The organism is Bradyrhizobium sp. Ec3.3 (genome assembly GCF_000472925.1).
GTDB lineage: Bacteria > Pseudomonadota > Alphaproteobacteria > Rhizobiales > Xanthobacteraceae > Bradyrhizobium.
This window is the reverse complement of record NZ_AXAS01000117.1, coordinates 1-11,416: the sequence shown is the minus strand read 5'-3', so window position 1 is coordinate 11,416 and position 11,416 is coordinate 1. Positions and strand designations below refer to the sequence as shown.

Genomic DNA, 11,416 nt, shown 5'->3' with positions numbered 1-11,416 from the left:
GTTTCGCTCTCATGCGTGATTTTCGGAGCAGCAAGCTTTTTTGGGAAACCCCAGATCTCGCGTCCGCCGGCGATCGGCGCATGATCGTCGAGATACATGGCGTGCACATAGCCGCCCTCCTGCACCACCCCGTCAGCGGCACGAAACCGCACAGGAATGACTTGACCGGTTTCAGTGTAGTCGCCAAAACCGGTGGAGTCCGGCATGCGGATGAACTCGTATGAGACCGTGTCACCGGTCACTTCCAGTGGTTCCGGCACGACTTCCCGCAGCGCATCCACATCGGTACGGTAGCTGATGACAACAAATTCGCGATTGTAGAATTTGTACGGCCCCTTGGGATAGGCGGGGTCGTTGAGTGGCATGGCGAAAGCCTTGGCACGAACATCGGCGAGCTTCATAAATCGGACTCCTGACTGTTGCCGAAATGTATTGGATCCAATTATCCAACCGCTCCGCGACCTTGTTTGGCGAGATCGAAGGTAAACACGCCATCCGCGTCGTCTGGGCGTTGCAACACCTCAGGATGACGTAGCGTCCGAACCGCATCGTTGTAGCCGGTCTTCCAGTGTTCCTCCATCGTGCGGCGGGAGAACTCATAATCCTTGGAGCTACCTTCATAATTCTTGGCGCGGTAGATCAGCTGTATAAGATTGTAGACTTTCTCATCTGCAAGCTCCGCCAGCCTTTCCGCCTCCGGCGACTGCAGCAGGTCCTTGGGTAGCTTCTTGAGCAGTTTTGCGGCTGTCCGGCGAGCCATCTGCATTTTCTTGAATTGATCGGTCGCGCTGCGTGTGCGGCTGGAGAAGCGGATGTCCTTCTGACGTAATTCAACCTCGGTCAAGTTGCGCGGTAGTTCGCCGCGCGCGCTCCACAGATCGAGCTGAAAAACGAGGGTGTCTTGCCTGGGGCTGCTGTCGAGCAACCATTGCAACGGCGTGTTTGAGACGAGGCCGCCGTCCCAGTAGAATTCTCCCTCGATTTCCGTGGCCGGAAAGCCGGCAGGCAAAGAGCCGCTGGCCATCACATGTTGTGGGCCAATCTGGTCGGTGGCGTTATCGAAGTAGACGAAGTTGCCGTTGCGGACGTTCACAGTGCCTACACTGAAGCGAGTTGCTCCGGCATTTATCAGGTCGAAATCCACCAGGCGCTCGAGCGTAGCTTTGAGTGGAGCAATATCGTAGTAGCTCATAGCCGCGGGGCTCATGGACGGATAAACGTAGGGCGGCGGCTGACGGAGTTTGAAGAAACCGGGCGCGCCGAAGAGCAGGATGGAGAATGAGCGGAGCTGGTTGACGATTCTGTGGGCGAACTCGTCTTCGAGCTTAAGCTCATGCAAATAAGGTATTCCCACAGGAGAGTTGCTGACGGTCTCCCAGAATTCCCGTAACCTCTCGACACGCTTCTCCGGCGGATTGCCGGCAATAAGCGCCGAGTTAATAGCTCCGATCGAAATGCCCGCTACCCAGTCCGGATGCAGATTGGCCTCCGCCAGGGCCTGATAAACGCCGCCCTGATAGGCCCCAAGGGCACCGCCGCCTTGCAGCACCAATGCGATCCGCTCGAACGGCGGGCGCTCAGTCGTGATATGGGTCTTTCGCAGCAAAGGCTGACGGCTGGGCATTACGTCCTCCTGTGCTTACTGTGCGTTGCTCCACCGTCCGCGCGTCATTGAACCATCATTCTGGTCCTCATCGCGGTTGCGAGAGCCCCGAAGCCGTGGGTCTGCGGGGCTCTTTTGAGAGTTAGTTATTCGCGTCGGCCCGGGCGTGCCGGATGACCCGATGTTCCTCGCTGGTGAGCTGCACCGGCGCGAGCTTGAATGTGCCCGAGACCCCATAGCCCTGATCGTCGGTCATGATCAGCAGAATGTTGGGTGCGCCTTGCGGTGGAACAACGCGCGCGGGCCAATATGGCTTTGACTGGCTGGCCTGCAGGCCGATTTGCCCGCCAAACTTCTGCGGCGGCGGTGGAACGTACTTGCCATCAATCGTCGTCGTTGCATCGGGCGAGCCCGGCGTGCCGGTGGTTTGTTGCGCCAACGTCGGCGCAATCGTGAGCATGGCCGACATGACAGCGGAGAGCATCAGTGCCGATATTCTCATGATTTTTCCTCCGTGCAGCATCGGGTGAATGGACGGATCGACCGTGGACATGTCGAGCCTTAATGCTCTGCACGGATCGAGCGGATTCCAAAGCCCGCAAAATGGAAGTGGGCTCACCCAAAGGGACTCTCCCGGTTCCCGGGAACGAATGCATCTGCATTACGTCGTTATGTCCTCGACGGAGTCCAAGTAGATAAAGAGAATTGCCATTTGTTGATCTACGTCAAAGGCTGTGCTGCCCCTGCGCCAATCCCGCTACACGCAATGACCAAACTTACAAGCTTGTAAGTTTCGTGTAAGCGTACGCCGAACCACCGCCTCCCGCGGGGTCGAAAAAAACAGCCGCGCGGCGCTCGAATTCGGATCGCTTCCGCGCGCTAGAAACAAAAATGCGGATACGAAATTCTGATAGTTGCCGCCCTCGCCTCCTTCGGGCACGATGACGCAAGTCCTTCGGACGCGAATGCCGCTGTAATTGGCTTTCGAAGCACAAGCAGGCCAAGGCGGAGCATGGCTCGATTTTTTCTATAACCAGCCCCTGTCTTTCGATTTCTACAATTCCCGCGACAGCGCCACCCGTGCAAAAGCATGCTTTCAGATTAGAAAAGGGGTCCCCCCATCTACCTGGGGCGTTCAGCGAGGTGGGCCGGTCCGCTGGGCCTCCGACAAAAAAGCCCCCTGTGCCCAGGCGCGCGAAGTGCTGGCCTCGAGGCGAGCGAGGCTAGCCTTGAGAGACCACGAACGGCTTGATGCGCCCTTCGACTGGCGAACCGTACCGAAGCTGATCGAGGTAGTCGGCCCAAGCCTGCATCATCTCGACACGCTCGCTCCAGAACTGCGCTGCGTGCATGCAAGGCGCGGCGCACACGGCGCAACGCCTTGTTGCTCTTCGACGAGGGCTGCACTGCGTGCGTTGGAAGAATTGGACCAAGCCACTAACTCGCGCTTTGCGAGGTCGGATCTCGATTGGTGAAAACGCCGTTGGAGAAAAGTTGGAGAAGGGCTGAGAGAATAAGTCTGAAAATGATCTAACCTGTTGAAATCGCTGGCGCTCCCTAGGGGAATCGAACCCCTGTTTCAGCCTTGAGAGGGCCAAGTCGATCCGCTCGATGATCATCCTGAAAATATTTCGGAGATAGCAGCCTATAACCGCACCAGTAACAGCGTGAACGAACCGCAACGAGCGCGAGTCTGCCGCTCATAACGGTTTGGTTGCAGGTTCGAGTTTTGCGGGGCCCGAACTGTCTGCTGGCAGTCGATCATTACAGTTGGAGCTGGCCGCTCTGCTGGCTGGACACGGCAATAATATGCCCAGCTTGCGACATTCTATCCAATTCTTCGACGTCATCTTTTGAGACCTTCAACTCGCAACGAAAATGAACTTCATCGCCCGAACGGATTGTTTGGCGGTCTTAGATTTGACCACAAAACTGCAGCGGCGATGGCGAACCCGGCGGACCGGCTCCCGGTCACAATCGAGCGGCTGGAAAGAGCGCTTGTGCTACTTGCTTATTTCATCGAGCTGGATGGCGACGTGCACGTGCCGATGTACGTGAAATTCGAGGCCGAACTCGCCGAATTGAAAACAAAAGAAGCTATCAAATGTCGGGCGCGGAAGCGTTTGGAGTGCTACCTCAACGAAGGTGGTGGCTTGAAAGCAATTCGCTGAAGGTACTTACGCTTCAACTCGAGAGAAGGTCCCTTGCCGTATTTCGGCTTGTGAGTGTCGTGCCCCATCAGACTATCGATTAAACTGTCCTGGGCTTCGGCTGCAATAAGCCGGTCCTTGAAGCTGTGCCTGAGCGAGTAGACGGTATGGTCCTCCGTTGGACGCAATCCGTTTTCGAGCAGAAATTTGTTGGCAGTCGCAGAGAACGTAGAGGAATTATCACGATATCGGGGGAAGCCCTCTGGCTTCGCTTTCAGGGCCGCCAGCGCCGCACCAACGAGCGGAACTTCGCGCAAGCTGTCGTCTGTCTTAAGTCGTCGACCATCAGGGAGCACGCTCACGTATGGGATCGTAGCCTTTAGGTGGATCGTCTTGCTGTTGAGGTTCACAACCTCGGACGGCCGGAGCCCCGTATCCGCGATAACATAAATGATGTAGCGCGCGTCCTCGTTCAGCCCATCCAGCGCGCCGTCGGCCAAAAGACGATTTTGGATGAAATTGGTCTCGTAAGGAGTCGGCTCCTTGTCGACCTCACCCTTCAGGCGCAGGCCTTTGAACAGATCAGGTAGGCCTAAGCGGCGCAGAATATTCAATTCCTTGATCATGCCACTCAGTTGCCCAATCTCTCGATTGGCGCTTTTTGCAGCTACTCCTTCCTGCACGACGCGATCCCGCCAAAAGTTGCGGAAGTCGATAGCGTCATCAACTGTAAGCTCCGTTATGAGCTTGTCCCCAACGACACTCTCGAAGCTCTTGACCACTCGTTTTCGGGCGTTGCCCCAAATCCTGAGTTGATCGGGCGAGAGATCTAGAACCTGGTCTCTGGTCTCCGCCTCATACTCTTCGAAGATCTTCGAGACCTTAAACACTGGCTTCCTTTTCAAGCCGAGAACTGCCTCTCTGGCGCCCCCGTCATTCACGAGATCCTTGGCGACGAGCGTATCAAGACGCTCTAACCGTTCGGCTGCTGGTGCGGCGACGAGTTGCGCGTTCTCGATGTAATCGAAGCCGAGTTGGCGCGCTCGCCCTCTCGCTGCGTTGTAACTATCCACGCTCTCTTTTGAGTCGCTGTCCGCGAGTGCCCGCCAGTGTTGCTCGAGGCTGCTGTTGAACTTTTCAGCCACCCGTGATGCACGAACCGCGGCGCGGTCTGAAGCAATTCGAATCTTGGTTGAATGCCTCACAACGCCGCGACGGTCGAGATGCGCAAACTCGGTCGGGACGCGACGCCGTTTCGTCTCGTCAAAAAGTCGGGCATAGGAGCGCGGGCGTGTTGGACGTTTTGTTGGACGAAATGTTGGACGTTCTTTCAGGCGAAAATACGGATTTCGCTCGAAATTTCAATAAATAGCTGCGTTTGCTGGGGATAATCTCAGGGGGATGGAGCGGGTGAAGGGAATCGAACCCTCGTATTCAGCTTGGAAGTCAGATGCTTTTGCAAGGTTTTCTAAGCGCACTTCCGACAAATCGCAGCCAAACGGCTCCATGGTTTTCAAACGACAATTTCGCGCTGTCGGAAGCTTTCGAGGCTGTTGCTGTGGCGGGTCGCTCGGATCGTATCTCTCGCGCCACTGATTTGCGCTTCGCTCGCCGCGGCCCTGGAATAATGCATCGGAGACGCTGGCGGCGGAGTGCCCGGCGGCTGGCAGACCAAACCGACCTGTGATCCACTTAGCCTAAGAAATCGCAACACCCGTGAGTTCGCCCAACTTGGCGATGAGCCGGTCCTGGAATTCTCCGGTTGCCTCACCGTAGCGACCGCTGACACAATCTCGCGCTGTCGGAACGACCTTGATTGGCGCTCCGAGCGGGAACGATGGGTGGTTCCTTGCCGATCAGTGCAATTACTTGCCGTCATCCTGATCCTGGTCACGACTTCGTTAGCGCAGTTGCGACGCTACCGGCGCATCGCAACCCAGACCGACAGATAAGCAACGCACGGGTCGCTCGAAATCTTCGGAGCAAGTTCCATGCGGTGGATCGGATTTCTGCTTGTCCTCGGGTTAGCTTTCCTTGGGACCATGTCGAATGCAGAGCAGCAGCATTCGGCCTTTGTCATTATTGAGCGAACTGAGACCACTGCAAGCGAAACGATCCAGAACGAGTACGCAAAGCTCGCGCGGGAAATCTTGCCGAGATACGGCGGGCGCTATCTGGCGCGAAGCCAGAACAATCTCCTTCTGGAGGGAGCAGGCTCCGCGCCATGTTGTATGGCCATTTTGCAATTCCCAAACCTGGATGCGGTGCGCAGCTGGTACGAGTCACCCGAAAACCAATCGGCCGCAAAAGTTCGACAGAGCGGCGCCAAATTTCGAATCGTTGCGATTGATGGCCTGCCCGGGTGACCGCTTGAGGAAGGTCCGTCTTCGCTGAACATGTAGCGGACTATCACCTAAGAGCTAGCCTGTTCGCGCTGGCGCACTGCGCTTCCGGCGGCACTGTACGGCCTTCCTATCGCCCTGCCCCTGACGCCTGACGCCTGTCGTTGTCGTGGCGATAGCGCCGGGCTCGATGCTGGCGTGTCGGGCGCATTTGACGCAGCGCAACTGGCTCGCGCGGAAACTGTATTAATCGGTCCTCACCAATTGGCGTTATGATCCTCGCTGCTCGCCCGCAGGCGGGTGTGCCTATGAACAGACCGATCTTCGAAACGCAGGTCGAACGTGAATTTCTGCTCGGGCAGCTTTCGCCCGAAGATCGCGCCCTTGTTCAGCAGGTTATGCAGGAGCAAGCCGTAACGGCGGCACAGGCCATTCGGATGCTGGGCATCGGACGGGCAGCTTTAGGCCCCGCCGCCCCTATCACCGAAATCCCTGAGGAGCGCGAGTTCTTGCTTAGCCAGCTATCCCCGCACGAGCGCGCGTTGGCCGAGCGAGCCCTCGCTCGCAACCATGAATTGGCACTCGGCCAGTGCACGGCACAAATCCGCAAGGCTGCCGAACCCAGACAGATGACCAACCTGCCGCTCAGTCCACGCGAGAAGCAGCTCTTAAGGCGCTTTGCCGCCGGGAAACGGATGCTCAGATCGCCCGGCATATTGGTGGTACCGCAGAGCAAGTCGCAGAACAGCGTGTCCGCCTACCTGAAAAGCTGAAGATCAGCGCGCCGGACGAGATCGCGGATGCAGCCGAGCGACTGGCTAGCTGGAGGACCCACAGAGGCATAACGTAGGCCTGGTGTCCCGGCGCGCTGTACGGCCTTCCTACGGCCTAACGCCTCGCGCCGCCCGCTTCCGTTGCGTCTGCTTGAGCGTCACTTGGCGGACCCGGACGAAGAAGAGGACGTTTTCAAATGAAAGAGGCCGCCAATGAGGCAGCCTTACTTGTGGAACTTTGCAAGTGTTTTCTGCACCTCGCTCGAACGGCGCAGCACGACTGTGCTTTGCGCAAGCACCCTATAGCTGTGTTCAAGTGTCTCAAGCAGGTAGTGCTCAGTCCGGTCCTTGGTATCGAGTTTTGCGCTCCGGTAGTGCTCGGCTAGCTCCAGGTATTGCCCATGCTCGTCAGCGGGAACGATTAATGGTGAGCGCTCCTCCAATTCCCGAAGCCGCTCGATTTGCGCTCTGAGCCTCTCCGGTTGTTCCGGCTCGGGCTTCAGCAACGCGCGCAGCTGCTGACCAATCACTCTAATAATTGCTCGGGCGGGGCATAGCGAAGTCTCCCTCGGCACCGAGAAGAAACGCCTGCCCCTCCCGCTGGCTTTCCGCCGCGAGCGCGGCTGCCCATTCAATGGAACTGGAGACCGCCACTTTTGGCTATCTGCGCGAGCGCTTGTATTTGAGAACAGCGGGTCCTGTAGGACCTTTGGCTATCCGCGGCATGCGCCGTGTAGTTGACGGCGAGCGACGGCCTCATGCGTCCAAGTCGCGCCAAGGCATTTCGTTCCCGATCTCTTTACCCCTACGGCGGAGATAGTTCCGGCTTGCTGCCCGCTCCATTCCCGGATGTTGTTGCGACCTAGCAGCGGCGGCGTACGGCTCGCCATTGCTGGCGCTTGCACTGGCGACTTGCCTTGGATGTGTCGTGGGCTCACGCGCTCAGTATGAGTGCGGGTTATGAGATCGCCTTCTGGCCCAAAGCAGCGGTCCCCAATTGTCTGATCTCGCGCCGCTATTGGGGGCTTAGCAGACGCGGAGCCTCCCAGCACGGGCTCCGGGTCCTCTGGGGCGCGCGGAAAACGCGGGGTACGCGAGACGTCGACCCTTAAGGATATTTGCTATGAGAAAATCGGTGGTTGCGGTTGCGGGCAAGTCCTACTCAATATATTCGCGATGCTCCGATAGCGACCAAATTCCGCATCGCCACGAAATTACGCAAGCCTGCTTTGCCTGATATGCAAGAGGCCGCCGACTGAGGCTAGCCTTACTCTGGCGATCGTAATCCGGGTGAGCGCAGCCACCCGCTCATATGCGAACCGGTCTCGGCTTGCCGAGCTCTCCGCAGCAAGTGCTCCCGCTCGATACCCGGGGGGACATCCTTCGCTTCGTCTCGCAGGCGAATGGCCTCTGCCGCTAGACGATCTTCGAGAGACATTGTTTGTTTGAAACATCGCCGCTTTTGCATGGCGTAGCTCCCTGTTTGAGGCGCGAGCGCGGCGTTCTCATCACCTGAGGATACGAACCGCGCGGTGATAACGAAATATGCGGCCCAAAAAGCCACGAGCGCGGATGCAAAAGATAGCGCTTTCGATGCGGAACGAGTGCTGGATTAACATAGGATCAGGATTAACATAGGATATTGCCGTGGATGACTTCGCGTCGCGGGGCGATCGATGTCTGCATGGGGGTCATTTGCGACCGGGGTCGCGCCAGCCCCAAGTCCGGGCTTAGCCCGCTATGCCGCCGAAAGCGGAAGTGAGCTATCCTGCCGCGACGTAACAGGAGCGAACACCGTGACTGAGACGGTCAGCTCGATGATACTGGCGTCGCACCTCGATTGCAGCCGGGCCTACATCGGCAAAGCCGAAGGTGTGATCCAGCGGCAAGGTGACGGCTTTCCGCTCGACCATAGCCGCGTTGCCTACCTGCGCTTCCTGCGGCGCGAGCATCGGCGGTCGCCCCGCACGGAAGCGGACGCTGATCACGTCAAGGCCAAGACCGAACTGCTGCAGATCAAGATCGAGGAGAAGAAGAGCATTTTGGTTCGGCGTGACGCGGCCGACGAACTGATCGACCAGATCGCGGGCACCGTCCTGACGCATCTGTCCGGCATGACGGCGCGCTGCTCGCGCGACCTGGCGGTCAGGCGCAACATTGACGCGGTCGTGGATCAGGTCCGCCGCGAAATCGCGGCAGCCTGTCTTGCCAAGGCGGACGAGATTAACGAGCCGCCGCTCGATAAGCAGGACTGACACCCCGGTCAAGGCGGTGCGCGATGTGGCACATGTCGAACGTGCAAGCGCTGATCTTCGTCGCGGCGATCGTCGTCATGGTCGCGCTGCTCGCAACGCCGAGCCTCGCCCGTGATCGTGGCCAGTATACTGGCTCATCTCCGGAGTTGCGCGCGTGGTTCAACCGCCTGAGCAGTGGCAAGGGGTCGTGCTGCTCGGTCGCCGACGGCCGAACGATCGCCGACGCCGACTGGATCAGCAGCGGCGGTCACTATCGCGTCCGCGTGCCCGCAGCGATGCCGATGACAGCGAGCTGGTGTGGGTCGATGTGCCCGACGAGGCAGTCGTCACCGAGCTGAGCCGGGCGAGGCGAACGAACGTCTAGCCGCTCTGGGTTCTCGGCTATAGCGTCTCGATCCGCTGCTTCATGCCGGGAAGCATGATGTAGATTGCTTACTTGCTCGGCCGCTTGGGTGCCCACAGCCGATATGCTTCGTCGATTTACGGGTCCGGCTCCGTGGGCTATGCCGGCAACCTGCCGCCGATGACGGGCGTTTTTCAAGATTATCCGGCGCCCGTGATCCGCGACACCGTGATGAGCTGGGGCATGCCGCCGCCGCCGCGCACGGGCGTCCCGCCAGTCACCGACATCCGCTGCCTCGTGCCGTTCAACGGCATCGCCTAGGCCGACCAATCTGTCCGGAAGCGTATCAGCTCGTTCCCGATCCGGAACGCCGGTAACGCAGAAAGCGGCGAGCGTTGCAGATTTACAACCCACGCAGCCCTTCGAGATATTAAGCTGGTCGGTCTTATTTCATGTCTATTTCAATATAATCAGCGGGGGCGAAAAGTGTTTGATGTCTATCGCAATGATAAGCGCGAGTTGCTCGTTCTAAGCAAAGGCTCTGCGATACCGATGCTCAGCTCCAGACATAAGTGGCGGAAGAGCAGAAAAAGAGTTTTCAAAGTCAGCGACGAGATCAAGTCAGCCGTTCAGAGACACGGCTATTACGTCCGCAGCTTGCGGGCCACCAAGGGGCGCACGATCTAGGTCGAACAGGTCGGCGGCCGGTGTTCTCTACAGCGTCACCACCAACCAAGCCGCGATCATCGCCCTGTTCCGCGTGATCAACCGCTACGTCGGCAACCTCGCGCCAATACCCGGCGTCTTCCCTGACTATCCCGCCCGTGATCCGCAAACGGAGGCTGGGACCGAGATGCTGGGGCATGCCATCACCGCTGCTCACAGGTTGGCCGCCGGTCACCAACATCCACAACACGTCATCGCCGCACTGGCGGGGATGGCTCAAGCCAGAGAACAGGTGCCTGGTCCCCGCCAAGAGTTTCGCCGCTGTCCATAACGACCGTATCAGCCGAAACTGCATAAAGTTCATGCCTCGTTCACGTATAGTTCCTGCCGATTGGCCGAAGTTGCATAGTTTTCCCGGTTCTGGCTACCTGCCGCCGCCCATCCAAAATCAGAATTTAGCGGTCAAATCGATCGACCAGGGACGACGATTTGCATAATTTTCCCGGTGATGGCTGCTTGCCGCGACCCACGCGGTTCAACGGGGATCGCGGCACCAAGTCGAAAAGCCAGGGCCGCACCAAGTCTACGGCCCCCTGACGACCGCGCCCATGCCGTGGTCGAGCCGATCCATCCGAAGGCCATGCCTGTGATCCTCACGACCGACGAGGAGCGCGACGTCTGGATGCGCGCGCCGCGGGACGAAGCCAAGGCGCTGCAGCGCCCACTGCAAGATGATGCCCTCAAGGTCGTTGCGCGTGGTCAGGCCCCCGCTTGAAGCTCACCGCCGAACGTCCCTTCGCGGACCCGGAAGCCGCAGCGCGCAAGCTCGTCGAGCTCGCCGCCGGCATCGAAGCCGTCCAGGACGGCCGCATACATATCGAGAAGATCAACGCGCCCCTTCACGCTAAAGGCTAGCGGACCGGAATTTGGTGCCGGCATCAAGCACGCGGTCGAGCGCGGTTGGCTCGGAGGTGCACGAGAGCGGGACCCATGTGCGGCTCTTGAAGACAGAACCAGCCAACCGATAACAAGCCCCCGCTCGATCTTCTTTGGTTCTCAGCGCACACAACCTGAATGTGCTTTGTCGGTTGTAAAAGAACAAATCGTGTCAACTCTCGCTCGCCTGCATGCGGTGTTGCTTAAATCCGCAGAAGCAGATTAAGACATCTCGTTCCTGCCTATCTTTCCCGACATAGTGATTTCGGTGCGAACGGCGGCGGCCGTGCATGTGGACGGCCCTGGCGTTTCTGCCAGCCCCAAGCGCCGGGGCCGCTCCTCATTTAC

12 protein-coding genes, 1 tRNA gene and 3 pseudogenes are annotated in these 11,416 nt (G+C 58.6%); 9 read left to right on the top strand and 7 right to left on the bottom strand.

Annotated elements, in window-relative coordinates; genetic code table 11:
* From YUU_RS0144720 to YUU_RS59815, 5 genes and pseudogenes are all read right to left on the bottom strand, one after another.
* Nucleotides 1-401, bottom strand: a 401-nt coding sequence (locus YUU_RS0144720) for an acetoacetate decarboxylase (protein ID WP_027527974.1), incomplete at its 3' end; no start/stop codon positions are given.
* Nucleotides 402-442: 41 nt separating this feature from the next.
* The gene (locus YUU_RS54335) at nt 443-1,624 is read right to left on the bottom strand and encodes a patatin-like phospholipase family protein (RefSeq protein WP_035665110.1); all 1,182 of its coding nucleotides are present in this window, start codon (nt 1,622-1,624) and stop codon (nt 443-445) included.
* Between the two features lie 196 nt (nt 1,625-1,820).
* Nucleotides 1,821-2,087 (bottom strand): annotated as a pseudogene (locus YUU_RS55660) (arylsulfatase); the annotation flags it as partial.
* Nucleotides 2,088-2,826: 739 nt separating this feature from the next.
* On the bottom strand, nt 2,827-2,955 hold the full coding sequence (locus YUU_RS62545) for a hypothetical protein (RefSeq protein ID WP_256375345.1): 129 nt from the start codon (nt 2,953-2,955) through the stop codon (nt 2,827-2,829).
* Between the two features lie 196 nt (nt 2,956-3,151).
* Nucleotides 3,152-3,216, bottom strand: a tRNA-Glu gene (locus YUU_RS59815).
* A gap of 240 nt (nt 3,217-3,456) precedes the next feature.
* Between YUU_RS59815 and YUU_RS59810 the strand changes: the two genes are divergently transcribed.
* Complete coding sequence (locus YUU_RS59810; RefSeq protein WP_156944916.1) at nt 3,457-3,774, top strand: hypothetical protein; 318 nt, start codon at nt 3,457-3,459, stop codon at nt 3,772-3,774.
* Here the strand turns inward: YUU_RS59810 and YUU_RS54325 are convergent.
* Nucleotides 3,735-4,898, bottom strand: coding sequence for a tyrosine-type recombinase/integrase (locus tag YUU_RS54325; RefSeq protein WP_051390267.1), 1,164 nt, complete (start codon nt 4,896-4,898; stop codon nt 3,735-3,737). The two genes, YUU_RS59810 and YUU_RS54325, sit on opposite strands and share 40 nt — an antisense overlap.
* Before the next feature lie 846 nt (nt 4,899-5,744).
* Between YUU_RS54325 and YUU_RS0144690 the strand changes: the two genes are divergently transcribed.
* Both YUU_RS0144690 and YUU_RS0144685 read left to right on the top strand, forming a co-directional pair.
* The gene (locus YUU_RS0144690) at nt 5,745-6,119 is read left to right on the top strand and encodes a DUF1330 domain-containing protein (RefSeq protein ID WP_051390266.1); all 375 of its coding nucleotides are present in this window, start codon (nt 5,745-5,747) and stop codon (nt 6,117-6,119) included.
* Between the two features lie 284 nt (nt 6,120-6,403).
* On the top strand, nt 6,404-6,868 hold the full coding sequence (locus YUU_RS0144685; protein ID WP_156944915.1) for a hypothetical protein: 465 nt from the start codon (nt 6,404-6,406) through the stop codon (nt 6,866-6,868).
* Nucleotides 6,869-7,092: 224 nt separating this feature from the next.
* Here the strand turns inward: YUU_RS0144685 and YUU_RS0144680 are convergent, their stop codons facing one another.
* Entirely contained in the window at nt 7,093-7,398 is a 306-nt protein-coding gene (locus tag YUU_RS0144680; RefSeq protein ID WP_156944914.1) for a hypothetical protein, read from the bottom strand.
* A 1,266-nt stretch (nt 7,399-8,664) separates the two neighbouring features.
* On the opposite strand from YUU_RS0144680, the gene YUU_RS0144675 reads away from it, so the two are divergent.
* The 6 genes and pseudogenes from YUU_RS0144675 to YUU_RS63130 all read left to right on the top strand — a co-directional run bounded on the left by YUU_RS0144675 (nt 8,665) and on the right by YUU_RS63130 (nt 11,047).
* Nucleotides 8,665-9,123 carry a hypothetical protein gene (locus YUU_RS0144675; protein ID WP_027527970.1) on the top strand — a complete coding sequence of 153 codons (459 nt, stop codon included), beginning with the start codon at nt 8,665-8,667 and terminating at the stop codon, nt 9,121-9,123.
* 32 nt (nt 9,124-9,155) lie between these two features.
* Entirely contained in the window at nt 9,156-9,461 is a 306-nt protein-coding gene (locus YUU_RS54320) for a hypothetical protein (RefSeq protein WP_051390265.1), read from the top strand.
* Between the two features lie 164 nt (nt 9,462-9,625).
* Nucleotides 9,626-9,784, top strand: a pseudogene (locus tag YUU_RS59805) (SOS response-associated peptidase); the annotation flags it as partial.
* Between the two features lie 168 nt (nt 9,785-9,952).
* Nucleotides 9,953-10,153 carry a hypothetical protein gene (locus YUU_RS62160; protein WP_084801975.1) on the top strand — a complete coding sequence of 67 codons (201 nt, stop codon included), beginning with the start codon at nt 9,953-9,955 and terminating at the stop codon, nt 10,151-10,153.
* A gap of 76 nt (nt 10,154-10,229) precedes the next feature.
* Nucleotides 10,230-10,907 (top strand): annotated as a pseudogene (locus YUU_RS63135) (SOS response-associated peptidase).
* A complete protein-coding gene (locus YUU_RS63130) occupies nt 10,904-11,047 on the top strand; it encodes a hypothetical protein (protein WP_371260598.1) in 144 nt (47 codons plus the stop codon). Before YUU_RS63135 ends, YUU_RS63130 begins: the two are co-directional and overlap by 4 nt.
* Nucleotides 11,048-11,416: the final 369 nt, after the last annotated feature.

Bases quoted from the DNA above. Each gene is read 5' to 3' on its own strand.
- YUU_RS54335 (WP_035665110.1), bottom strand. From the start codon at position 1,624: ATGCCCAGCCGTCAGCCTTTGCTGCGAAAGACCCATATCACGACTGAG.
- YUU_RS62545 (WP_256375345.1), bottom strand. From the start codon at position 2,955: ATGCACGCAGCGCAGTTCTGGAGCGAGCGTGTCGAGATGATGCAGGCT.
- YUU_RS0144690 (WP_051390266.1), top strand. From the start codon at position 5,745: ATGCGGTGGATCGGATTTCTGCTTGTCCTCGGGTTAGCTTTCCTTGGG.
- YUU_RS0144685 (WP_156944915.1), top strand. From the start codon at position 6,404: ATGAACAGACCGATCTTCGAAACGCAGGTCGAACGTGAATTTCTGCTC.
- YUU_RS54320 (WP_051390265.1), top strand. From the start codon at position 9,156: ATGTCGAACGTGCAAGCGCTGATCTTCGTCGCGGCGATCGTCGTCATG.